At 66.9% G+C, this 23,620-nt stretch carries 19 protein-coding genes and 1 pseudogene; 11 read left to right on the top strand and 9 right to left on the bottom strand.

All coding sequences use genetic code 11. From position 1 onward, the window contains the following. Positions 1-34 precede the first annotated feature (34 nt). Positions 35-466 carry a type II toxin-antitoxin system Rv0910 family toxin gene (locus tag JX552_RS13445; protein WP_205877854.1) on the bottom strand — a complete coding sequence of 144 codons (432 nt, stop codon included), beginning with the start codon at positions 464-466 and terminating at the stop codon, positions 35-37. A gap of 461 nt (positions 467-927) precedes the next feature. Here JX552_RS13445 and JX552_RS13440 point away from each other — a divergent pair, with 461 nt between their 5' ends. The 3 genes from JX552_RS13440 to JX552_RS13430 are packed head-to-tail and all read left to right on the top strand — an operon-like array spanning position 928 to position 6,259. Then, a complete protein-coding gene (locus tag JX552_RS13440; RefSeq protein ID WP_241011030.1) occupies positions 928-2,778 on the top strand; it encodes a serine/threonine-protein kinase in 1,851 nt (616 codons plus the stop codon). After that, complete coding sequence (locus JX552_RS33325; RefSeq protein WP_205877853.1) at positions 2,775-4,676, top strand: serine/threonine-protein kinase; 1,902 nt, start codon at positions 2,775-2,777, stop codon at positions 4,674-4,676. The genes JX552_RS13440 and JX552_RS33325 overlap by 4 nt, the downstream gene beginning before the upstream one ends. Next, positions 4,676-6,259 (top strand): hypothetical protein, encoded by a 1,584-nt coding sequence (locus JX552_RS13430; protein ID WP_205877852.1) that lies wholly within the window; start codon positions 4,676-4,678, stop codon positions 6,257-6,259. Before JX552_RS33325 ends, JX552_RS13430 begins: the two co-directional genes overlap by 1 nt. A 3-nt stretch (positions 6,260-6,262) precedes the next feature. Here JX552_RS13430 and JX552_RS13425 read toward each other — a convergent pair whose 3' ends face one another. Both JX552_RS13425 and JX552_RS13420 read right to left on the bottom strand, forming a co-directional pair. Further along, positions 6,263-7,066, bottom strand: coding sequence for an SDR family NAD(P)-dependent oxidoreductase (locus JX552_RS13425; RefSeq protein ID WP_205877851.1), 804 nt, complete (start codon positions 7,064-7,066; stop codon positions 6,263-6,265). 4 nt (positions 7,067-7,070) lie between these two features. Next, positions 7,071-8,087 carry an SDR family NAD(P)-dependent oxidoreductase gene (locus tag JX552_RS13420; RefSeq protein ID WP_205877850.1) on the bottom strand — a complete coding sequence of 339 codons (1,017 nt, stop codon included), beginning with the start codon at positions 8,085-8,087 and terminating at the stop codon, positions 7,071-7,073. 324 nt (positions 8,088-8,411) lie between these two features. Between JX552_RS13420 and JX552_RS13415 the strand changes: the two genes are divergently transcribed. Genes JX552_RS13415 through JX552_RS13405 form a run of 3 tightly spaced genes read left to right on the top strand, consistent with a single transcriptional unit; the run spans position 8,412 to position 10,599 of the window. Next, the gene (locus JX552_RS13415) at positions 8,412-9,056 is read left to right on the top strand and encodes an MliC family protein (protein WP_205877849.1); all 645 of its coding nucleotides are present in this window, start codon (positions 8,412-8,414) and stop codon (positions 9,054-9,056) included. Further along, complete coding sequence (locus JX552_RS13410) at positions 9,053-9,814, top strand: class I SAM-dependent methyltransferase (protein WP_205877848.1); 762 nt, start codon at positions 9,053-9,055, stop codon at positions 9,812-9,814. Before JX552_RS13415 ends, JX552_RS13410 begins: the two co-directional genes overlap by 4 nt. Before the next feature lie 2 nt (positions 9,815-9,816). Beyond that, on the top strand, positions 9,817-10,599 hold the full coding sequence (locus JX552_RS13405) for a class I SAM-dependent methyltransferase (protein WP_205877847.1): 783 nt from the start codon (positions 9,817-9,819) through the stop codon (positions 10,597-10,599). On the opposite strand, the gene JX552_RS13400 is transcribed toward JX552_RS13405, so the two are convergent. Together JX552_RS13400 and lspA are read right to left on the bottom strand one after the other, a co-directional pair. Next, positions 10,582-11,508, bottom strand: a complete 927-nt coding sequence (locus tag JX552_RS13400) for an RluA family pseudouridine synthase (RefSeq protein ID WP_205877846.1) — start codon at positions 11,506-11,508, stop codon at positions 10,582-10,584. The two genes, JX552_RS13405 and JX552_RS13400, sit on opposite strands and share 18 nt — an antisense overlap. Then, entirely contained in the window at positions 11,501-12,115 is a 615-nt protein-coding gene (lspA, locus tag JX552_RS13395; RefSeq protein ID WP_205877845.1) for a signal peptidase II, read from the bottom strand. Before lspA ends, JX552_RS13400 begins: the two co-directional genes overlap by 8 nt. Before the next feature lie 33 nt (positions 12,116-12,148). On the opposite strand from lspA, the gene yaaA reads away from it, so the two are divergent. Together yaaA and JX552_RS13385 are read left to right on the top strand one after the other, a co-directional pair. Then, positions 12,149-12,907, top strand: coding sequence for a peroxide stress protein YaaA (yaaA, locus tag JX552_RS13390; RefSeq protein ID WP_205877844.1), 759 nt, complete (start codon positions 12,149-12,151; stop codon positions 12,905-12,907). 49 nt (positions 12,908-12,956) lie between these two features. Next, positions 12,957-13,895, top strand: a complete 939-nt coding sequence (locus JX552_RS13385) for an asparaginase (protein WP_205877843.1) — start codon at positions 12,957-12,959, stop codon at positions 13,893-13,895. On the opposite strand, the gene JX552_RS13380 is transcribed toward JX552_RS13385, so the two are convergent. Next, positions 13,860-15,275: a DNA polymerase IV gene (locus tag JX552_RS13380; protein WP_488663605.1), complete on the bottom strand. Its 1,416-nt coding sequence runs from the start codon at positions 15,273-15,275 to the stop codon at positions 13,860-13,862. The two genes, JX552_RS13385 and JX552_RS13380, sit on opposite strands and share 36 nt — an antisense overlap. 258 nt (positions 15,276-15,533) lie before the next feature. Here JX552_RS13380 and JX552_RS34110 point away from each other — a divergent pair. Both JX552_RS34110 and JX552_RS13370 read left to right on the top strand, forming a co-directional pair. Next, positions 15,534-15,799 (top strand): annotated as a pseudogene (locus JX552_RS34110) (PE family protein); the annotation flags it as partial. Positions 15,800-15,820: 21 nt separating this feature from the next. Further along, positions 15,821-17,026 (top strand): hypothetical protein, encoded by a 1,206-nt coding sequence (locus tag JX552_RS13370; RefSeq protein WP_205877841.1) that lies wholly within the window; start codon positions 15,821-15,823, stop codon positions 17,024-17,026. A gap of 9 nt (positions 17,027-17,035) precedes the next feature. On the opposite strand, the gene JX552_RS13365 is transcribed toward JX552_RS13370, so the two are convergent. Beyond that, positions 17,036-17,998: a dTDP-glucose 4,6-dehydratase gene (locus tag JX552_RS13365; protein ID WP_205877840.1), complete on the bottom strand. Its 963-nt coding sequence runs from the start codon at positions 17,996-17,998 to the stop codon at positions 17,036-17,038. A 146-nt stretch (positions 17,999-18,144) separates the two neighbouring features. Between JX552_RS13365 and JX552_RS13360 the strand changes: the two genes are divergently transcribed. Beyond that, positions 18,145-19,176, top strand: a complete 1,032-nt coding sequence (locus JX552_RS13360; protein ID WP_205877839.1) for a hypothetical protein — start codon at positions 18,145-18,147, stop codon at positions 19,174-19,176. Here JX552_RS13360 and JX552_RS13355 read toward each other — a convergent pair. Continuing rightward, positions 19,160-20,380, bottom strand: a complete 1,221-nt coding sequence (locus tag JX552_RS13355; protein WP_205877838.1) for a peptidoglycan DD-metalloendopeptidase family protein — start codon at positions 20,378-20,380, stop codon at positions 19,160-19,162. The two genes, JX552_RS13360 and JX552_RS13355, sit on opposite strands and share 17 nt — an antisense overlap. Positions 20,381-20,404: 24 nt before the next feature. Then, a complete protein-coding gene (ileS, locus tag JX552_RS13350; protein WP_205878421.1) occupies positions 20,405-23,530 on the bottom strand; it encodes an isoleucine--tRNA ligase in 3,126 nt (1,041 codons plus the stop codon). Positions 23,531-23,620: the final 90 nt, after the last annotated feature.

The raw sequence follows: 23,620 nt of genomic DNA, 5'->3' as shown, positions 1-23,620 counted from the left end.
CATCGGCGTGTCGCCGAACGTGTCTTGGCCAGTTTCAGGCGTACCGTTCGACGAACAATTGCAGCGACTTTTCTACGTCCCCCTTGACGGCACGCGCGGCGGCGGAGCCGACCGGCCCGAACAAAGCGCGCCCGCCCAGCTCAAGGCGCAGACCCATCGTCGATCCGTCTTCGTGCGGCGTCACAGTAACGGTCACGCCGTACTTTGCTCCGCCTTTGCCCGAGCCTGACATAGCCACCTCGTGGGGCGGATCCCACTTGGTCACCGTCCATGTCACCCGGTTGCGCAGGCCCTTCGAGCGGGCTACTCCGATGATCTCGGTGCCGACGGTGATCTCATCGGGGACGTCGCTGCGCCACCCCTCGTGCATGACGAGCCATTCGCCCAACTCGGAAAGGTCCGATACGCGCTCCCACATGTCCTGGGGGGCCATCGGGACATTGGAGGTCAACTCAACGGAAGCCATCGGTCGAGCCTAACGAGGGTCGCGAGCCCGGCACAGCCGGGCGCTGCGGGCCCGAGCAATCGGGCACGAGGGTCGCGAGCCCGGCACAGCCGGGCGCTGCGGGCCCGAGCAATCGGGCACGAGGGTCGCGAGCCCGGCACAGCCGGGCGCTGCGGGCCCGAGCAATCGGGCACGAGGGTCGCGAGCCCGGCACAGCCGGGCGCTGCGGGCCCGAGCAATCGGGCACGAGGGTCGCGAGCCCGGCACAGCCGGGCGCTGCGGGCCCGAGCAATCGGGCACGAGGGTCGCGAGCCCGGCACAGCCGGGCGCTGCGGGCCCGAGCAATCGGGCACGAGGGTCGCGAGCCCGGCACAGCCGGGCGCTGCGGGCCCGAGCAATCGGGCGCCTCCACGAGAGCTCCCCCGTGATCTTCGGCGGGATGTTTCGTGGTGCCGTTACGCTCAGCAACAGAGGAGGGGCGCGTGGTGGAGGATCGGGCGGGTTCGCAGTTCGGGCCGTATCGGTTGATCCGGATGTTGGGCAGCGGCGGGTTCGGCGAGGTCTACGAGGCCGAAGACACCGCCATGCACCGCACCGTGGCGCTCAAGTTGTTGAGCAACACCTACTCCCAGGACCCGGTGTTCCGCGAGCGTCTTTTCCGCGAGGCCCACACCGCGGGCCGGCTGCGCGAGCCGCATGTGCTGCCGATCCACAGCTGCGGAGAGATCGACGGCCAGGTCTACATCGACATGCGGCTGGTCCGCGGCGTCGACCTGGAGACGCTGCTCGAGCGAGACGGGCCGCTCGATCCTGCGCGTGCGGTGCGGCTGGTACGCCAGGTCGCCGCGGCGCTGGACGCCGCCCACGCCGAAAAGGTGCTGCACCGCGACGTCAAACCCGCGAACATCCTGCTGTCGGGGGACGACTTCGCCAGCCTGGTCGACTTCGGTCTGGCCAGTGCGGCCGGCGACGCCCGGCTCACCAAGACCGGTAAGGCCGTTGGCACTTTTGATTATGTTGCACCGGAACGGCTTTCGGACGCACCGGTCGACCACCGCTGCGACGTGTACGCGCTCGCCTGTGTACTGTACGAATTGCTCACCGGCAAGGCGCCATTCGACGAGCATCGGGATCTGTCGGCGCTGATGACCGCCCACCTGACGGCGCCGATCCCACGGCCGAGCCAACGGCGGCCAGGCATTCCCGCCGCGCTGGACGAGGTGATCGCCCGCGGCATGGCCAAGAATCCCGACGATCGGTACCGCAGTGCCGGCGAACTCGCCGACGCCGCGCAGCAGGCCCTGACCCCCGCCGCACCGACGCGCGAGTGGACCGTTGAGTCGCCCCCGCCTTTCCCGCACCACCCTCCCGTGTCTCGGCCACCGTGGGCGCATCCGCCCCATCGCAAGCGCCGCGGACGTGCCGTGTTGGTGGTGGCCGCGATCGCGCTGCTGGCGGTGGCGATCACCGTCGGAATTGTCGCGATCGTGCACCGCGACAACGGCGCCCGACCTTCGGCGGCCTCCACTCCGCGGCCCTCCTCCACCATTCCGACCGTGCTGAAGTTTCCCGATCTGGTGAAGCCGCGCGGCGTGGCGGTCGACGAAACCGGGACCGTCTACGTCGCCGAGTTGACCAACCACTCTCCAGAAGGCCGGGTGCTGAAACTGCCGCCCGGGCAGACCTCCCCTACCGAGTTGGCTTTCGGGGAGATTTACGGCTTGGACGTTTCAGTGGACGCAGCGGGCAACGTCTACCTCGCGGATATTCACGCGCCCGGGGTGTGGAAGCTCTCCCCCGGCGCCCGCGGCCCGATCTTGCTGCCGTTCGGCCACATTGGCCGGCCGACGGGTCTGGCGGTGGGAAAGGACGGCAGCGTCTACCTGACCGACAACGCGCTCAAACAGGTGCTGAAGCTGCTCCCGGGGGCAACCAGCGCCATCCAACTGATGCCGACCGTTCCGATGAGCGGGCCTGGGGGCATCGCGGTGGACAACGACGGCAATATCTACATCGCCGACAGCGATGACCGACGAGTGCTCAAATTGCCCGTCGGCGCCACCACCCCCACTGAGTTGCCGTTCGCCGGGCTGCAACGCCCGTACGCGGTGGCAGTGGACCCCGGCGGCAACGTTTATGTCTCCGATCTGGATGGGCACGAGATCTTCAGGTTGTCCGCGGGTGCCACCAGCGCGACCCGGCTCGCCTTCCCCGGCCTGAACTATCCGCTCGGCATAGCGGTCGACAGAGCCGGTGACCTGTTTGTCGTCGACTGCCATCGCACGGACGACTGCGCGACCGGCAAGGTGCTGGAACTGGGACCACCCCAATGACCGACGATCCGGCGGTCAGGAATTCGTCGCGCCCGCGCGTCGGCACCCGCTTCGGGCCGTATCTGCTGCGACGACTGCTCGGTACCGGCGGATTCGGCGAAGTCTATGAGGCCGAAGACACCGTCATGCATCGCGTGGTAGCGCTGAAGCTGCTGTCCAGCAGCTACTCTCACAATCCGGCGTTCCGGGAGCGACTTTTCCGCGAGGCCCGGACCGCCGGGCGTCTGCACGACCCGCATGTGGTGCCGATTCACGGTTGCGGCGAGATCGACGGGCAGCTCTATATCGACATGCGGCTCATCGACGGCACCGACCTGCAGAGCGTGCTGGAGCGCGACGGGGCGCTGGGCCCGGAGCGCTCGGTGAATATCGTGCGTCAGATCGCGGCGGCGCTGGATGCCGCCCACGCCGAGACGGTGATCCACCGTGACGTCAAACCGGCCAACATCCTGCTCGGCAAGGACGATTTCGCCTGCCTGGTCGACTTCGGGCTGGCCAACGCCGCGACCGACACCAAACTCACCAGCGAAGGCACCACGGTCGGTTCCTTCGCCTACCTCGCCCCCGAGCGTCTCGCTTCCGGACACGTCACGCCGGGCGCCGACATCTACGCGCTGGCCTGTGTGCTCTACGAATGCTTGACCGGAGTGTCGCCTTTCCAGAGCCGGACCGAAATACCTGCCCTGGTCGCCGCCCACTTGACGTCGCCACCACCGCGTCCCAGCCAACAACGGCCAGGGATTCCGATCGGTTGTGACGAGGTGATCGCCCGTGGCATGGCCAAGGAGCCTGGGCATCGCTACCGAAGCGCCGGCGAACTCGCCGCGGCCGCCCGGCGCGCCCTGAGCACACCGGTCCCCAACCCGTCCTGGGCGCCTCATGCCGCGCCGCCGACGCAGACGTGGCACCCACCGGCGCCGACCCAAGCGCCGACCCAAGCCCCGACAATGCAAGTGCCCCAGGCATTCCGGCGCAAACTCCGGCGTCGCATCGCGGTCATCGTGGCCGCCCTGGGCGCCATTGCCGCCATCACCGCCGTCGTGGTGACGGTCTCGGGCGCACCGAATGCAGCTCGGTCCGCCCGCAGTACCACGAACGGCCCAACCACCCCGACCACCCCGACCACCCCGACCGCCAGCGCCGCACCACCTTTGAACGCCACCCCGTTGACGACTCTCGGATACGGCGATCTGAGCGGTGTGACGCTCGACGCCACCGGCAACATATTCGTCGTCGACAGCGGCAATAAGAAGGTGTTTAAGCTCGCTGCGAACTCGAACGCCCCCACCGAGGTCCCGATTCGTGGGCTTACTAAGCCCAAGTCTGTGGCCGTGGACTCCGCCGGCAACCTCTACGTCACCGACTGGTCCACCCCCGGCACGGGCCAGGTCTGGAAACTCCCGCCGGGCGCAACGTCACCCGTCGAACTTCCGTTCGGCGCGATGCTGCCGTCCGGTCTCGCGGTCGACGGCGGCGGCAATGTCTACGTGTCCGCGCGCGACCAAGTGCTTCGGCTGGCAGTCGACGCCCCGGCACCCACGGTGCTTCCGTTCGGAGGTGGCTTGTTCGAGAGCGTTGCTGTGGACGGTGCCGGAAATGTCTACGGCCTGCAGATGGGCCGGGTCCTCAAACTGGCACCCGGCGCAAGCAGTCCCACGCAGTTGCCCTTCTCTCAGCTCGGCCGAGCACAAGGCGTTGCCGTCGACGCCAAGTCGACCGTCTATGTGGTCGACAATTCCGGCAATCTGGGCAAACTGTTGAAACTCCCGGTCGGGGCCACGACGTCGACCACACCCACCGCGCCGGAGAACCAGTCTTTCGGCGGTGTTGCTGTGGACGCGGCGGGCAACGTCTACCTGACCGAGAACAATCGACTGCTCAAGGTTGGAGCTGGTTGATGGTCGACCTGAAAACTCAACTGGCGCAACATGGTCCGCTCGAACCGGGTCGTGCGGTGGATGTGGTACGCCAGATCGCGTCGGTGATCGACGACAGTCACGCTCAGCAGACCGTGCACCGCGAAGTCACCACCGACACCATCTTGTTGGCCGACGACGGCTCAGCCCATCTCGGGGATGCCGGCGGCAGCACGCCGTCCACCGACCGGACCCGCGCACTTATCACCAACACCGAGGCGACCCACCGCGCCGACGTCGCCGCGCTGGCTGCGCTGCTTTACGAGTGCCTGACCGGAAGCCCCCCGCAAACCTCGGCAGCACCGCCCAGCCGGCAGCGGCCCGGCATCCCGGCCGGGTTGGACATCGTCATCGCCAGGGGCCTGGCCGCCAACCCCGAAGACCGCTACCGCAGCGCCACCGAATTGGCCAAGGCCGCGCAGGATGCCCTCGCGGCGGCGGTGACCAGGACGATTCCACTTCCGCCGACGCCTCCACCATCGAATCATTCACCGCCGCAATGGAATACCGGACGAACGGTGTCCTACCCGCACACGCGGCCGAGGCCGCTGCCGTCGCCGCCGCGGCGCCGAGGGCGCGCGGCACCGATCATCGCGATCGTCGCGATCGTGACGGCAGTGGTGGCGGCCGCGTTCGCGATCCCCAAACTCGTCCACCGCTCCGGGAGTTCAGCACACACCACGCCCACCACGACAACCGCCTCGTCAAAGCGCAGCTACACCGCGCTGCCCACCGCGCTGCCTTTTCCCGCTCTGGGCGTGACGACAAGCGTAGGCGTCGACGGGGCGGGCAACGTATACGCACTGGCTTCTCTGGTCAGTGAGGGGTCATTTGACTCGCTGCCGTCGATGCTGTTCAAACTGGCTCCCGGTGCCGGGGACGCGGCCGCCGTCGACATACCCGGTGTCAACGTTCGTTCCGCAACGGACCTGGAAGTCGACCCGGCTGGCAACATCTACTACAGCGAAGGCACCCAGGTGTGGGTGTTGGAGGCCGGCAAGAGCAGCCCCATGCGACTACAGTTCCGCGGATTTTCGCGGATCGACGCCATCACCTTCGATGCGGCGGGCAACGTGTATGCGGTCGGCGGTCTGCTGACTTCCGGTCTGAAGCTGAAGTACGGGGTGAAGAAACTGGCCCCGGGCGAGAACCGGCCGACCGACCTGTCCTTCAATGACCTCTACGTGCCCAAAGGCATAGCGGTGGACAAGGCCGGCAACGTCTACGTCAGTTCCGGCGTCGAAGGCACCGGCCACGGCAAGGTCTTCAAATTGGCGCCCGGCGCCACTGCCACCACCACGCTGCCCATTCCCGATCTCTTGGAGCCACGCCATATTGCGTTCGACAGCACGGGCAACATGTTCGTCGCCGACGGTTTCAGCAGGAAATTCGTCGAGGTGCCCGCAAGCGGCGGCAGCCCCGTCTCAATGCCGATTCCAGCGAGCTCGCACGGTGTGGCCGTCGACGCGGCCGACAATCTCTACGTCCTGACGGGCGCGGTTTCCAGCCGATCAGACAAGACCGTGCAACCGGGACAGGTACTCAAGATTGTCCCGGAGAAGTAGCCGTCAGTGGCTCGGTCCGCCGCGCAGCTTGTTTCCGATCCGGATCGCCGGCAGCAGCACACTGCGTGGCAGCAGCCGGCCCGTGGTGCTGGCGACCTTGGGCACCAGACCGGGCACGACGCCGCGTCGGCCGGACAGCATGCCCTGAATGGCCTGTTCGGCGACGTCTTCCGGGGATACCTGCGCAAGGGGAATGCTGAACCGCTCGGCGCTGGCGATCTCGGCCCATTCGGTGGGAACCGGCCCGGGACACAGCGCCGTGACCGACACGCCCGTACCGTGCAACTCCTCTTGAACCGCCTCGGAGAATGTCAGCACAAATGCCTTAGTGGCCGAATAGACCGCCATGAACGGAAGGGGCTGGAACCCGGCAATCGAGGCGATGTTCAGCACTGCGCCGGCGCCCCGCTCCACCATGCCCGGTAGCACGGCCCGGGTGAGCTCCATCAACGCCAGCGCGTTGAGGGTGACCTCCTCGCTCTCGCGTTCGGCCGGCAGTTCGTAGAAGCGCCCGCTGGTACCGAACCCGGCGCTGTTGCACAGTCCCGCAATCGGATCGGTATTCAGCCGCTGCGCGAGGGTGGCTCGCGCAGCGGCGTCCGAGAGGTCCAGCGGCAGCACTTCGACGTCGACTTTGTCACGCTCCCGCAGCCTGTCGGCGAGCTCATCAAGACGTTCGCGACGCCGTGCCACCAGCATCAGCGGAAAACCCCGGCGTGCCAGGCCTTTTGCAAGCTCGGTACCGATGCCCGACGAGGCCCCGGTGATGACGACGGTGCTCTGCGTGTCGGGTTTGGGAAGGCTCATGAGGTCACCAATGTATCCCTCGGGTAGCCTGCAGGAAGGTTTCGCTGCGTTTGTCGAGATCTGTTTCGTCGCTTGGTTTCTCGCTGCCCTTCGCCGCCGAGGAGTCGTCGAACATGCCGAATGCGCGGTTGCGTACCCGATCCATCACAGCCGGATTGACGGCGTCGGCGACCGCGGCGAACTGCCCGAACGGCGAACTGGCACGCCGGGGCCGGTGGATCAGCGCGTCGGTGATCACCCCGGCTGCCTGATCGGGCGTCAGCGTCGGGAAATGGTCGTACATGGTGGTCGGGCTGATCATCGGCGTGCGAACTAGCGCCATGTGAACGGTGGTGAACCGGACGTTGTCGCTCACGGTCTCCGCCTGGAGCGCGTCGCACAGACTGTCCAGCGCGGCTTTGCTGGCGATGTAGGCGCCAAAGCGCGGCGCGCGCGTCTGAACGCCGACCGAGGAGACGTTGACGATGTGGCCGAAACCGCGCTCCCGCATACCGGGGATGAACTTGAGAATCAGCTGGACCGCGCCGAGGTAGTTCAGCTGGATGGTGCGCTGGTAGTCGTGGATCCGGTCGTAGGACAGCGCCAGTGAGCGCCGGATCGAGCGGCCGGCGTTGTTGATCAAAATGTCGACACCGCCGAGGTCCTCGAGCACCTTGTCGGCCATCGCGGCGATGGCGTCGGTGTCGGACAGATCGCAAGGGTAGACGTGCGCGGTACCCCCGTTGGCCCGTATGTCGTCGGCGACCTTTTCGAGGTTTTCCAGGGTGCGGGCGACCAATACGACAGTGCCGCCCGCCTCGGCGATCTTGTGCGCAGCGGCCTCGCCGATGCCGGACGACCCGCCCGTGATGAGAACGACTTTGCCTTGGACCGCATCGCTGAGCTTGCGGCCCTGGACGGCGTCCAGCAGATTCCTCAGATAGAAAGGCCGGTACCGACCCGCGGAATTCGGCGTGTTGATCATGTTCGACACAGCCGCGAACGGTTTTTCGACCAGATGCGTGAGGTCACCAAGATTCATCGACAGTTGCTCCTGATGGCGGTGTGGAAGTTGTGACGGAGGGTCATGAAGCCAACCTAGGACATCAATCGGTGAATAGGTATACAGGCGATGACACGGTCATCGAGATGCCGTGGCCGCGGCCGCGGACTTGCCCTCTCCCCCGCCCGCCGAGAGCCCCGCATGTCGCCACCGACACGCCGCCACGCCCGGCATCTTGCGGACCCTCGCGACCCAACCTTGCGGACCCTCGCGGCAAAGCAGGTGCGTTCAGGTGTAAGTCTGCGGCGCCCTCGACGGCGTGTCGCGGGTGTGCTGCTACCCGCAACCCGGTAGTCAGCAGGTATGAGACTGATCGTCGCCATCCTGGCCGTACTGCTCGTCAGCGCCTGCAGTGGCCAATCCGGCGGGTCCCGGCCCGCGGCGTCCTCGAGCCCCACGTCGTCCGCGACCACCTCCGCCAAGCCGCCCGCCCCGGCCCGGACGTTCGACTGCGCCAAGCCGGCGAACAAGGCGCAGCAGTTGGTCTGCGACGATCCGCAGTTGAGCGATCTGGACCAACGTCTGCAGGCCGCCTACCAGCAAGCGCTGGCGCGGCCGGGCGCCGACCAGCCCTCCCTGACCACCGCACAGGGCGCATTCGCCACCGTGCGCGACGGGTGCGCCGATGCCGTCGAGATGCGGGTCTGCGTGCTCGAGGCCTACCAGACGCGGCTGGTCGAACTGGCCATCGCCGACCCGGCCACCGTCGCGCCACCCGTCGTGACCTACAACTGCCCCGCCGACGCCGGAACGTTGACCGCGCAGTTCTACAACCAGCTCGATCCCAAGACCGCGGTACTGGACTGGAAAGGCGTGCGCGTCATCCTCTTCATCCAGCCCTCCGGCAGTGGCGCCAGGTATGGCCGGCAAGGGTCGGAATACTGGGAGCACCAGGGCGAGGTGACCCTGGATCTAGGCGGCACCAAATTCGTCTGCCACACCCAGTGAGTGATCGCGCCTTCGAAGAGCTGGTGGCGGAAGCCGATTCGGCGTCGGTCGACGGTTGGGACTTCTCATGGTTGGAGGGCCGCGCGACCGAACAGCGCCCGTCCTGGGGTTACCAACGGCTGATGAGCAGTCGGCTGGCGAGCGTCTCGGCGGCACTGGACATCCAGACCGGAGGCGGCGAGGTATTGGCGGGAGCGGAGAGATTTCCGCCGACCATGGCCGCCGTCGAGCCCTGGCCGCCGAACGCCGCGCTGGCCACCAGGCTCCTGCACCCGCGCGGCGTGGTGGTGGTGTCCGTGCCAGACGAGTCGGTGCTGCCGTTCGCCGACGATTCCTTCGACCTGGTGACCAGCCGGCACCCCAACAGCGTGCCCTGGTCTGAGATCGCCCGGGTGCTGCGGCCCGCCGGAACCTATCTCGCCCAGCACATCGGCCCGGCCACAGCGGCGGAGCTGGTCGAATTCTTCATCGGGCCGCAACCGCACGCCTGGGCCCGCCGCGACCCGGAACACGAACGTGCACATGCGGAATCAGCCGGTCTGCAAATCGTTAACATGCGACTCGAACGGCTGCGGCAGGAATTCTTCGACGTCGGCGCCGTCGTCTACTTCCTGCGCAAAGTGATCTGGACATTGCCCGACTTCACCGTCGACCGCTACCGCGGGCGGCTGCGTGAACTTCACGAGCGCATCCAAACCGACGGACCGTTTATCGCCCACGCGGCCCGTGTCCTCGTCGAAGCCCGCAAGCCTGAGTGACAATGCTGAGCATGCGCTCGTTCGATGATCTCGTCACCGAAGCGGTCGTGGCGCCCGTCGAAGGCTGGGACTTCTCGTGGTTGGACGGGCGCGCTACCGAGCAGCGGCCATCCTGGGGGTATCAGCGGCTGATGAGCCGGCGATTGGCGGAGGCGTCGGCGGCACTGGACATCCATACCGGCGGCGGCGAGGTGCTGGCCGGGGCGGAGACGTTCCCGCCGACCATGGCGGCCACCGAATCATGGCCGCCCAATGCGGCACTTGCCGCCCGACGGCTGCATCCGCGAGGCGTGGTGGTGGTCGCCACCGGCAACGAGCCACCGCTGCCATTCGCCGACGAAGCCTTCGATCTCGTGATCAGCCGTCACCCCGTCGCAGTGTGGTGGGTCGAGATCGCCCGGGTATTGCGCCCCGGCGGAACCTATTTCGCCCAGCATCCCGGTCCGGCGACGGTGTCGGAATTGGTGACGCACGTCGTCGGGCCGCAGCCGCAGCTGTGGGCGCTGTACGAGCCGGCCGCCCAGCGCGCCGGCGCACAAGCGGCCGGGCTGCGGGTGCTGGACATGCGCATGGAACGGCTACGGGCGGAGTTCTTCGACATCGGCGCGGTGATCTACTTCCTGCGTAAGCTGATCTGGACGGTGCCCGATTTCACCGCCGAGCCGTACTACTCACGGTTGCGCGAGCTGCACGAAAGAATCACGGCCGAGGGACGTTTCGTCACCCATCCGACGCGGGTGCTCATCGAGGCTCGCAAGCCGGGACGGTCAGCCCTCGGCGCGTAGTACGTCCAGGGCATGCCGCAGATCGTCGGGGTAGGGACTGACAATCTCGATCCGCCGGCCGTCGGCCGGGTGCGCGAAGGCCAGCGATCGCGCGTGCAGCCATTGCCGTTGCAGACCAAGCCTTTTCGCAAGCTTCGGGTCGGCACCGTAGACGAGGTCGCCGCAGCAGGGGTGGTGCAGCGCGGAGAAGTGCACCCGAATCTGATGGGTGCGCCCGGTTTCCAGGTGCACGTCGAGCAGGCTGGCGGCGACGAACGCCTCCATGGTGTCGTAGTGCGTGATGCTGTGCCTGCCGTCCCGGGTGACCGCGAACTTCCACTCCGGTCCGGGGTGGCGGCCGATCGGCGCGTCGATGGTTCCGCTGGACGGGTCGGGATGGCCCTGCACCAGTGCGTGATATCGCTTCTCGACGGTGCGCTGTTTGAACGCCCGCTTGAGCACCGTGTAGGCGCGTTCGGAGATGGCCACCACCATCACCCCGGAGGTGCCGACGTCCAGGCGATGCACGATCCCTTGCCGCTCGTGCACACCGGAGGTGGTGATCCGGTAGCCCGCGGCCGCCAAGCCACCGAGGACCGTCGGACCGGTCCAGCCCACCGAGGCGTGCGCGGCCACCGCAGCCGGTTTGTCGACGGCGACGATGTCGTCGTCGGAGTAGAGGATCGTCATGCCCTCAATGTCGACGGGGGTGTTCTCCGGCGGCTTGGGCGGCTCCGGTAGCCGCACCTGTAACCATGCGCCGGCGTTCAGACGGTCGGACTTGCCCGCGGTGGCGCCGTCGAGCTCGACACCGCCGTCTTCGGCGATAGCCGCCGCGGCACTGCGGGACAGGCCCAGCAGGCGGGCCAGGCCGGCGTCGACGCGCATGCCCGCCAATCCGTCCGGGACCGGCATCGAGCGCTCAGTCAACGGCGTCCTGATCCTCATTGCCGCCGTTAGACTTCCGGCGACCGACGGTGTCGAAATCGAAACCGAAGATGGAGAGCACGACGAGCAGGATGGCGCCGCCGACTACCGATGGGTCCGCGACATTGAACACCGGCCACCAGCCGACCGACAGGAAGTCGACGACGTGACCGCGCAGGGGTCCGGGTGCCCGGAAGAAGCGGTCGACCAGGTTGCCCATCGCGCCGCCCAGAATCATGCCGAGGCCCAGCGCCCACCACGGGGAGACCAGCCGCCGCCCCATCCAGAAGATGCCGACCACGACGCCGGTCGCGATCAGGGTCAACACCCAGGTGTAGCCGGTCGCCATCGAGAAGGCGGCGCCCGAGTTACGCACCAAAGTCCAGGTCACGGTGTCACCGATGATGGAGACCGGCTGGCCTGGTGGTAGCAGCTTGACCGCCAGGACCTTGGTGATGATGTCGAGCGCAAGCACGACCCCCGCAACCGACAGCAGCAGGCGCAAACGCCGGGGCGGCGCCTGCGATGCGGAGGCCACGGGTTCGTCGGCTGCTTCGGCGTTCACGGCTGAAGCACGCGGATCAGCGGATCCTGTTGGTTCGTCAGGCACCCCCCCATCATCCACTAACTAAGGTCTGTACCCGTGATTGTGCTGCTACCTCCGTCGGAGACCAAGCGGACCGGAGGGGACGGACCACCGTTACGACTCGGGGAACTTTCCAGCCCTGGACTGACGCCACTGCGGTCGGCACTGGTCGGCGAACTGGTCGAACTCGCCTCCGACCCGCTGACGTGCAGAGCGGCCCTGGGCCTCTCCCCCGCGCAGGACGCCGAGATCCAACGCAACGCCGCGCTACGCACCGCGCCGGCGTTACCGGCCATCCGCCGCTACACCGGTGTTCTCTACGACGCCCTCGATATCGAGTCGCTTCGTGGCGCGCAGGCGACACGCGCGCGGGCGCGGTTGTTCATCGGTTCGGCGTTATTCGGGCTGCTTCGGGCCGATGATCGGGTGCCCGCGTACCGACTGTCCGCGACATCGAAAATCCCCGACAAACCCACGCTGGCCGTCCGATGGCGGCCCGTGCTGGCGCCGGCGCTCGCCGAGCTGGCCGCCGAAAACCTGATCGTCGATCTGCGCTCGGGCTCGTATGTGGCGCTGGGACGGACACCCAGCGCGATCAGCGTCGATGTCCTGGCCCAGCATCCTGACGGCCGCCGCACCTCGGTGACGCATTTCAACAAGGCGTACAAGGGCCGTCTGGCCCGCGCGCTGGCCACCACGAAAGCGGAGCCCAACGATGCCGCTGCGGTCGCCGCCGTGGCCCGCAGAGCTGGTATGCGCGTGGAGCGCCGTGGCAATGCGCTGACCCTCGTCGTCCCCGCGGGACCGGGACGATAGCCGCTTACTGGCCACGAGCGCCACACACCGGTTAAGGAATGATCCCCTCATGGGCCGCATCACCGTCATCACCACCGGGGGGACGATCTCGACGACCACCGGCGCCGACGGCGTCCGCCGGCCCGCCCGCAGTGGCGCCCAGCTCGCCACCGGTCTCAGGCAGGCATTCGACGTCGACATCGTCGACCTGATGGCGATCGACAGCTCCGAACTCGTCACTGCCGACTGGGACCGCATCCGCGCCGCGATGCTCACCGCGATCGACGACGGCGCCGCCGGAGTGGTCATCGCCCACGGCACCGACACCATGGAGGAAACTGCCCTGTGGTTGGAGTTGGGCTATGCCGGTCCCGCTCCGGTGGTGCTGACCGGGGCAATGCGCAGCGCCGACGCTCCCGACGCGGACGGCCCGGCCAACTTGCGCGACGCGCTTATCGTGGCGTCCAGCCTGCAAGCCCGTGACCTCGGGGTCCTGGTGTGCTTCGCCGGCCGGGTGTTGCAGCCGTTGGGCCTACGCAAGGCCAAGACGCAGGATATGAGCGGTTTCGCCGGGTCCCTGCTTGCCACCGTGACCGGCGAGATGACGGTGACCGGCGCCAAGGTGCGCCCGTTCCTTGGCGACTTGAACGCCGCCGCCGCACCGCGGGTCGATATCGCGGCCGCCTACCTGGGCAGTGACGCCGTCGCGCTGGATGCCTTCGCAGCGGCCGGTGCGCGGGGCGTGGTGCTCGAAGCGATGGGATCCGGCAACGCCGGAGCAGCCGTGGTCGACGGGGTGCGCCGCCTCTGCCGCGACGGGGTGGTGATCGCGGTATCGACCCGGGTCCCCTCCGGCGGGGTCAGTGCGGCTTACGGACCCGGCCACGACCTGGCGGCGGCGGGCGCCGTGATGGTGCCGCAGCTGGCGCCGTCGCAGGCCCGGGTGCTGGTGATGGCGGCGCTGACGGCGGGACTACCGGTTGCCGATGTCGTCGGCCGCTGGGGTTGACGTGGCCGGCACGGAATCCGGTTCCTGGTCGCGCAGTTGGCCGACATAGTCCGGCCAGTCCAGGCTGTCGACCGGGTTGGCAGCGCTGAGATCTGCCGTGTCGAGGGGAAACGTGCGGGCCGTGCCCGGTCCCGAACCGCGAGTCTCAAACCGGACGGTCACCACGCCGTGACCTGCCCCCTGCACCCACCCGTGCCCCCACTCGCGATGCGCGACGTCGTCGCCGATCCGCCACGACGAGCCGTCCTGTCCGGTGAGCAGCGCGGCACGCAACGTGTCGAAATCCTGATGCGCCTCGGTTTCCGGCGACAGGTCCAGCTCAGGGAACAACGATTCCTGTCGTACGTCACTGAGACCGGAAAAGCCAACGCCCAGAAGACGAATCGGTCCGATCTGCAGCGGGTCGAGCAGTAGCCGGCGAGCCACCGTTGTCAGGGCGCTCGCTTCGGCCGTCGCATAGGGCAGCGTCGCGGAGCGGGTGAGGGTACTCATGTCCGACTTCTTGAGCTTCACCGTCACCGTGCGCGCGCCACGACCGTCTTTCAGCAGCCTCCGATGGGCGTGCTCGGCGATCGGCTCGATGGCCTCCCGTAGTTGCTCCAGGGTGGTCAGGTCGGCGGCGAAAGTGGATTCGGCACTGATCTGTTTGGCTTCGGCACGTTCGGCGACTGGGCGGTCGTCGATGCCTCGGGCCAGCCGGTGCAGCGCGGGCCCGATGGTCGCGCCCAGAATGTTGGAAACTTCGGCGTCGCTCAACGCGGCCAACTGCCCGATGGTCTCGATGCCGAGTCGGTGCAGCTTTTCCTCGGCGACCGGGCCGATTCCCCACAGGCGTCGCACCGGCAGAGCGTCGAGCAACGACCGCTCGTCGGGGCGGCGGACCACCCGGACCCCGTCGGGCTTGGCCAGGCCCGACGCGATCTTGGCGATCTGTTTGCCCGAGCCCGCACCCACCGAGGCGATCAAGCCGGTCTCGTCGCGAACCCGGCGTCGCAGCAGTTCGCAGAACTTCTCGGCGTCGCCCGCCGATGCCCCGGCGAGCTGTGCCGGTTCGCCGAACGCCTCGTCGAACGACAGCTGCTCCACCACGGGAACCAGGCTGCGCACGGTGTCGAACACGCGACGGCTGGCGATGCCGTAGACCACTCCCCGGGGCGGCAGCACCACCGCGCTCACCCCGACCAACCGGCGGGCCTGGTGCATCGGCATCGCCGATCGGGCGCCGAACACCCGCGACTCGTAGCTGGCTCCGGCCACGACTCCTCGACCACCCAGCCCACCCACCAGCACCGGACGCCCGCGCAAGGTCGGACGGGTGAGTTGTTCCACGGATGCGAAGAAAGCGTCCATGTCCAGGTGCAGCACCCAACGGGACTCCACGGCTATCGATGCTATTGGCCCGCCGTGGCGTGGTCCGCATCAGGCAGCGCCTGCCTCTGCTTTCGCGCATTGGACAAGAATTTTGTACATCGATTTTCCAATGAGCCGAATAGCGAAGCCCCTATCCGGATAGAGATCTAAAGACCAGGTGACACGAAAGAAACCCATCGCTGTGCGCATGTTTAAGAGCAGCAAACTTTGGTCACTTGCAAGTAGGCGAAGCGCCCGACCGATATCACGGGGTCAAGGGGGATACCTGTGTCCATATTAGTTGTTCCTGACTGGGTTGAATCAGCGGCAGAGGAATTGTCTGGTATTCGATCGGCAATAGCGCAGGCCTCTCAATCAATCGCAGGCACCACTACGGCCATCGCGCCGGCAGCAGCCGACGAGATCTCAGCCGCGATCGCAGCGATGTTCGACGATCTCGGCGTCGAGTACAGGCACTCAACGCGCAGCCGCAGGCATTCCATGCCGAGTTCGTCAAGGCGCTGAATTCGAGCGTCGGGGCGTACCTCAGCACCGAAATCGCCAATGTCGAGCGGATGTTCGCGAACGGAGCGCCTGGCCTGGCGGCAGCGCCTGCCGCCTCGATCCTGGACGGTCTCGGACTGGGCAACCTCGGCGGCCTGGGGATCTTTCCGCCACTGCAATCCTTACTGCCTGGAATATTCGGGTCGACGCCCGGACCCACACCCCCCAGCCTGGCCGCCATCACCGGGCCGTATCAAGCACTCGGATCGAACACCATCGCCAACCTGCAGAGCCTCGGCAACAATCTGACCGCCAACCCGTTTCCATTCCTGCGCCAATTCATCACCAACCAGTCGGGCTACGGGCAGATAATAGCTGCGGCCTTCACAAATGCGAGCCAACACCTGGCCGCCGGGGCCGCCGCGACCCAGATACTGACCGACCTGGCTCCTATCGCCTCGATACCGGGGCGCATCGGACAAAACGCGGTAAACGTGCTGGCGACCGTTAGCGACTTCTCCTACTCCATCGGCGTCAACCTGACCAATCCCCTGCAAATCGGAGCCGCCTTCTTCGGCATGCCGATAGCGCTCGGCATCGACGCCATCGGTTCGCCCATCACCACGGCCAACGCCATAGCCTCGGTCGGAGCGGCCTTCAACAGCGCAGTCCAGAGCGGAGACGGGTTCGGGGCGGCCGTTGCGGTCCTCACCGCACCTGCCGTCGTCGCGGACGGCTTCCTCAACGGCCAGTACACGTTGGGGGTGACGCTGCCCGGAGTGCCCCTGCCTGTGCTCGGTGGTGTTCCTGCCATCACCGTCCCGCTGCACGCAGGCATCCCGGTCGGAGGAATCCTCACTCCCCTGTCGACCGTGACGGTCAACATCGATCCGCTTCCCGGTAGCCCCATCGTCAGCGTCCCGATGGGCGGCACACCGACCGGCGGGATCTTGCCCGGGCTCCTGCTCTACGCACCCCAACAACTCGCACAGGCGATTGGGGCGCCTCCGTTACCGAGCCCTCTGCTTCCCCTGCCCCAGATCACGGTGCCGGGACTGCCGACGCTGGGGTCTCTGTTACCCGGGCTAAGTGTGCCGTCCCTGCCGGATCTGGGATCTCTGCTGGGCGGGCTGGGCAGTCTGCCGTCGCTGCCGTCCCTACTAGGCGGGCTGGGCAGTCTGCCGAGCCTGCCGTCTCTGCCCGGGCTGCCCGGCCTGCCGTCTTTGCCCGGCCTGACCGGGTCGCCATCCTCGCCACTTCCGGGTGGCTTGCTGTAGCGGCGCGGGTCAGTTGGCTGCGAGTTCAATCTCGCTGTCGGATCGGCCCATCGCCCACTCCACGTAACGGTCGATGCCGGCCCAGATTCCGACCCGAGGGGCGAACCCGATGCTGCGCGCCAGCTCGATGTTCGCCGGATAACGGGCGACCTCCCCGGGCCGGGGCGGTCTGTGGACGACGTCCACCTGAAACTTGCCGGCGATGTATTGGGCGATGTCACGCACACTGGTGTTGACGCCGCTGGCGAAGTTGATGGCCCGGCCTCTAAGGCCCGGGTTGGCAAGCACCAGCAGGTAGGCACGGACTACGTCGCTGACATGGAGGTAATCACGGGTCGCGGTACCTGCACCGAAGACGGTGAGATCGTTGCCCGCCATCGCCTGGCGAACCAGTATCGGGATCAGCGCGCCGAACGCTCCGTTTTTCTGCCGCTCGCCGAAGATGTTGAACGGCCGGACCACGCTGATGTCCATTCCGAAGGAACGGAAGTAGGAGTAGCAGAGCCGGTCGGCCGCCGCCTTCGACGCACCGTAGGGGCTGTTCGGCATCAATTCGGCGCTCTCGTCGAGGAGTTCGTCCTCCGCGAGGCCCTGGCCGTCGCCGTACACCTCACAGGTCGAGGCGTAGATGACGCGCGATCCGCTCGCGCGTGCCGCCTCAAGGATGTTGTGGGTGCCCATCACGTTCGTCTCCAGGAAACTCCGGGGATCGGTGAGCGATTTGTCGACGTTGACATTGGCGGCGAGATGGAACACCACGTCGTGTTCGGGCACCGTCTTGGCGGTCAGTTCGGCGTCGGTCACCGAACCGAAGACCACATCGGCCCGCCCGTCAGCCTGAAGGCGGCGGGTGTTTCCCTTGGCGGCACTGGACAGGGTATTGAGCACGGTCACTTGATGCCCCATGCCGAGCAACGCCTCGGCAAGGTGGCTGCCCTGAAAGCCCGCTCCCCCAGTCACGAGAATTCTCACCGCGCAAAGCCCCCCGCGTTCCAAGCCGTTCTTCGCTGAACGGGTTACAGCTTACTGAGCCGACGTGGCTCGCGAGGTTAGCCGAGCCCAACACGTACGGTGGCCGATAGGGGTGCTGCACCAACGGCCGACAGGGGGAATGCTCGGTGTCTCCGTCGAATAACGGACCCGCTGACGTCGAGCACTCGGGCGGCGAGTTCGCGACCGAAGTTCGCCAGGAGATCGAAGCTTGGGCCACCCATCCGGCCCTGACTCAGCTGGTGACGATGTTCGGCGGAGCCGTTCCGTCTGACCTGGGCCTCGTCGCGCGGTTGGCGTGGCTCGACGAGTTCAGCAACGTATGGAACTACCGGGCCCAGGCACGAGCAGGTGCCGGCCGGGTACACAACCAGGACGCCGCGGGCGCGGTGCGATGGCTGATCCCCCGTCTCGATGTGCCCGCAGCCCAGCTGGACCGGATTGTGGCGCTCGCCGACGAACTCGGCCTCATCGGTCAGTCGATGCCCAGGGCAGACGATTTCGACTACATCCTGGTCATCGGCGGCGGCCGCTACACCAACCTGCTGCGGGTCGCCTACGCACGGGAGATCGCGACGGGACGGCGCATCGGTCACGTCGTGTTGGCAGCAGCCTCGCGCGAACTGATGGATTCTGAGCGAGACGCCGTGGCCGCCATTGCGCCACTGGCCCGCACGGAATTCGACCTGCTGGCGGGCGCGGCCGGTGAAGCGCTGGGGCTGGACATCCGAGAAATTCAGCAACATGCACGCCGACGGCTTGATCGGCCGCACCGCGACCGGGCGGTCTGGCGATTACCGCCGGAAAGCAACGACGTGGGTGTGCCGGTAACCCTGTTGGAGACACCGTCCCCCGACCCGGACAACCGTCGGGCGAACTCCGGCGACACGTACACTTTCGCCGCGCAGACGGTGGGCATGCAGCGGTCGACGTGTCTGCTGGTGACCGGCCAACCGGTGGTTCCCTACCTGCACTTCGAGGCGCTGCGGACGTTGGCGTTACCGTTCGGAATCCGTGTGGAATCAGCGGGATTCGGTGTCGAGCGGTATAACCGACTGGGCGAGTTGGATGAGCAGCATCCGGCTAAGATCTTGCAGGAGGCACGATCGGCCATCCGGTCGGCGCGCGCGGTGACCGAGCGGCTCACGCAGGGACGGTGATGCTGCACGGCGTCGCCGCCGGATAGGTACCCGACACCGGACGGGGCCGCCCCCGGGGCGGCCATGGCAGCAGGCCCCGGTTGCCCAGATACCGCAATGGGTTGGTGTGTCGGCCACCGGTGTGGACCTCGAAATGCAGGTAACCGTCTGATGATTCGGCTTCCTGGCCGACGGCGCCGATCCGCGCACCGGCGGCGATCTCATCACCCACGCGGAATTCGCCACCGGACCGGAACACGTAGACCATGTCCGCGTCTGCGTTGGACACCACCACCAACCGCAGCCCGTCGTCATCGAGATCTGTTGTACGGCGGATTGTTCCGGACGTTACAGCGTGGATCGCGGTGCCCGGGCGCGCGGCGAAGTCGATACCGGGGTGGAAAGAGCCGGCGCGGGGGCCGTAGCCGGCGCCGATCGCGAGATGCTCGCGCGCGATCGGCAGGCGGGCGCCCACCTCGACCGCGTCGAAGTCGCCGCCTGCCCGCCTGCGGTAGTCAGCCTTGAGCAGGTCGACCTCGTCGCGGGCATAGCCGAACAACAGCGCACGGTCGTAGGGGACGCCGTAGTTCAGCCGACAGTCCGGGTCGATTCTGCGGTAGTGATCGACCTTGGCCACTCGTTCGGCCAGGGTCGACCAGCCGTGATGCACCAGGCGGACCCCGTACACCATCTCGATGCGACCGTTTTCGGCGATGTTGGCCGGCCAGTGTGGATTGTGAATCATCCTCGTCCCGGCGCGCAGACCCGGACGCCAGCGCCAGAACGGCCCCCGCACCGACTCGGCGGGCCCCATGATCGGGATCATCTCCGGGAACTCTCGGTCGTGCCACGTCGGGATCATCGGGCACATCAGCGCCGTGACGTCGTCCGGAATGCCCGCCAGCAGGTCCCGGACGTCGACATCTGTCTCGACCACCTGATCGGAGTCGATCATCACGATCCAGTCGGGGCGACAGAAATCGGCCATGCGATAAAGCAATTCGAGCCCCGGAGGTTCCGGGATCAGCCACGGGGTGGGCGGGAGATCGGACCGGGCACGCACGACGTTGGTCACGGCGGGGTGCCGAGCCAGGATCTCGGCCGAGTTGTCGGTACTGCGGTCGTCGATGACGTAGATGTCGTCACACCACCCGGACAACGAGCCAAGCACCCGGGGCAGGATGTCCTCGCCGTTATGTACGCGGAACAGCCCGAGAACCCGCATCGTCCCCTCCGTTCTGGCCGTGCCTCACCCGGATACGCGCTGAATGGAGACCCGCACCCCGTCACCAATGTCGGCCCCGTCCGCTGGCTCACCGAATTCGAAGCTGGTGGCCAGGATTTCACCGGCGATGAGGTCGCGATGCCGTGTCGCCCACTCGGCCCGCTCAGTAGGCACCGACATCACCACGGCGATGCGGTCGGACACGTCCAGCCCGGTCGACTTGCGCAGCTCCTGCAGTTCCCGGATGCGGTCCTTGGCCCAGCCCTCGGCCTCCAGCTCCGGGGTCACGGTGCCGTCCAGCACCACCAACCCCGCACCGCCGGGCAACGCCGCGGTGAATTCCGGGTCGGCGGCCACCAATCGGGAGCTGTACTCTTCGGGCTGCAACACCGCGGGGCCCGCGGTCAAGGTGCCGTCGGGATTGACCACGCCCTCACCGGCCTTGACCGCCCTGATGGCGGCCTGCACGTCCTTACCCAGCCGCGGGCCGGCGACCCGAGCGTTGACGGTGAGTTCGAACCGGCCGTAGGTGTCGATCGCGTCGGTCAACTCGACCGCCTTGACGTTCAGTTCGTCGCCGATCAGTTCGGTGAAGGGCTGCAACTGAGACGGATTTTCCACTGCCACAGTCAATTTGAGCAACGGCAAACGTACCCGCAGCTTCTTGGCCTTGCGTAGGGACGACGCCGCCGAGCACACGTCACGCACCTGGTCCATCGCGGCGACCAGATCGGGGTCGACGGGCAACTCGGCGGCCGCCGGCCACTCCGTCAGGTGCACCGAGCGCCCCCCGGTCAGCCCGCGCCAAATGATCTCGGTGATCAACGGCAACAACGGGGCGGCCAGCCGCGCGGTCACCTCCAGTACGGTGTGCAGGGTGTCGATCGCGTCGACGTCTTCCACCCAAAACCGCGAACGGGATCGTCGCACATACCAGTTCGTCAGCGCCTCGGTGAATTGCCGTAGCTGCTCGCAGGCCCCGGAGATGTCGCAAGTGTCGAGTGCCGCGGTCAGGTCGTCGCGCAGCACCGCCAACTTGGCCAGGATGTATCGATCCAGCACGTGCACCGAATCGGTGCGCCACGCTCCCACTTTCGGGGCGTACAGGGCCAGGAAGCTGTAGGCGTTCCAGAACGGCAGCAGCACCTGCCGTACCCCGTCGCGGATGCCCTGTTCGGTGACGATGAGGTTGCCGCCGCGCAGGATCGGCGATGCCATCAGGAACCAGCGCATGGCGTCGGAGCCATCGCGGTCGAACACTTCGGTCACATCGGGGTAGTTGCGCAGCGACTTGCTCATCTTCTGCCCGTCCGAACCGAGCACAATGCCATGGGCGACACAGGTTTTGAACGATGGCCGGTCGAACAGCGCGGTGGCGAGCACGTGCAACGTGTAGAACCAGCCGCGGGTCTGGCCGATGTACTCGACGATGAAGTCCCCCGGATAGTGGCTGTCGAACCAGTCCCGGTTCTCGAACGGGTAGTGAACCTGTGCGTACGGCATTGAGCCGGAGTCGAACCACACGTCGAGCACGTCGGAGATCCGACGCATGGTGCTGTTGCCGGTGGGGTCGTCGGGGTTGGGCCGGGTGAGCTCGTCGATGTAGGGCCGGTGCAGATTGTTCGGCCGCACCCCGAAGTCGCGCTCCAGCTCGTCGAGGCTGCCGTAGACGTCGATGCGGGGGTAGGCCGGGTCGTCGGACTTCCATACCGGGATCGGGGTGCCCCAGTAGCGGTTTCGTGAGATGGACCAGTCGCGGGCGCCCTGCAGCCACTTGCCGAACTGTCCGTCCTTGACATGGTCGGGGTACCAGGTGATCTGCTGGTTGAGTTCCACCATCCGGTCGCGGAACTGAGTCACCCGCACGAACCACGACGACACCGCCCGGTAGATCAGCGGGTTGCGGCAGCGCCAGCAGTGCGGGTAGGGGTGTTCGTAGGTCTCGTGCCGCAGCAGCACCGCGCCGTTGGCCGCGGCGGGACCAGTTGAGTTCTTCAGGTCGCGGATGATCTGCGGGTTGGCCTCGAAGACGTGCTGCCCCAGGTAGTCCGGGACGGTCGCGTCGAATCGGCCTTTGGCGTCGACCGGGGTGACCGGCACGATTCCGACAGGGTCGGTGGTCGCCATGTCGTCCTCGCCGTACGCCGGCGCTATGGAAACCAGCCCGGTGCCGTCCTCGGTGGTGACGAAGTCGGCGGAGAGCACCTGAAAAGCCTTGGGCGAGTCCATGAAATACGGAAACGGCGGCAGATAGCGAGCGCCGAGTAGATCTGCACCCCGGTAGGTGCCCAGCACCTCGGGCTCGTCCCCGAGCTCGCGGGCATACGCGGCCAGTCGCGCCTCGGCCAGTACGAAACGCCGATCGCCGGAACGAACCTGCACATAGCTCACCGCGGGGTTCACCGCGACGGCAAGGTTGGACGGCAGGGTCCACGGAGTGGTGGTCCAGATCAACAGGTAGGCGCCGTCCAACTCGCCCCCCTGTACCTGGAACCCGACCGTGAGCGCGGGGTCCTGGCGGCTCTGATAGACGTCGTCGTCCATGCGCAGTTCATGGTTGGACAGCGGAGTCTCGTCGCGCCAGCAGTACGGCAGCACCCGGCAGCCCTCGTAGGCCAGGCCCTTGTCCCAGAGCTGTTTGAAGGCCCAGATGACTGACTCCATGTAGTTGGGATCGAGTGTCTTGTAGTCGTTGTCGAAGTCCACCCAGCGCGCCTGGCGGGTCACGTACTGCTGCCATTCGTCGGTATAGCGCAGTACCGATGCGCGGCAGGCGTCGTTGAATGCGGCGATCCCCATCGAATCGATCTGCGACTTGTCAGTGATGCCGAGCTGCCGCTCGACTTCCAGCTCGGCCGGCAAACCATGTGTGTCCCAACCGAACCGGCGCTCCACTTTGTCGCCGCGCATGGTGCGATAGCGCGGCACGATGTCTTTGACGTAGCCGGTCAACAGATGCCCGTAGTGCGGCAGACCGTTGGCGAACGGCGGTCCGTCGTAGAACACATACTCCGGGGCGCCGTCGCGGCGGGCGATGCTCGCCCGGAAGGTGTCGTCGCGGAACCAGTAGTCGAGCACGTCAAGCTCGAGCGCTGGGAAGTCGGGCGCACCGCCGGCCAGCTTGGGATAGGCCGTGTGGCCGGCTTCCAGTTGAGCCTTCAATCCAGCTTCGTCGCTCACGTAGGTCGTCTCCGGTGCCTCGAGGAGTTCAGGCACGGGGACGACGGATGCGCTGGTGCG

Origin of the sequence: Mycobacterium gordonae, assembly GCF_017086405.1 — a bacterium.
Lineage (GTDB): Bacteria > Actinomycetota > Actinomycetes > Mycobacteriales > Mycobacteriaceae > Mycobacterium > Mycobacterium gordonae_D.
Note: the sequence above shows the minus strand (reverse complement) of the source record. Positions and strands in the feature narration are given on the sequence as shown.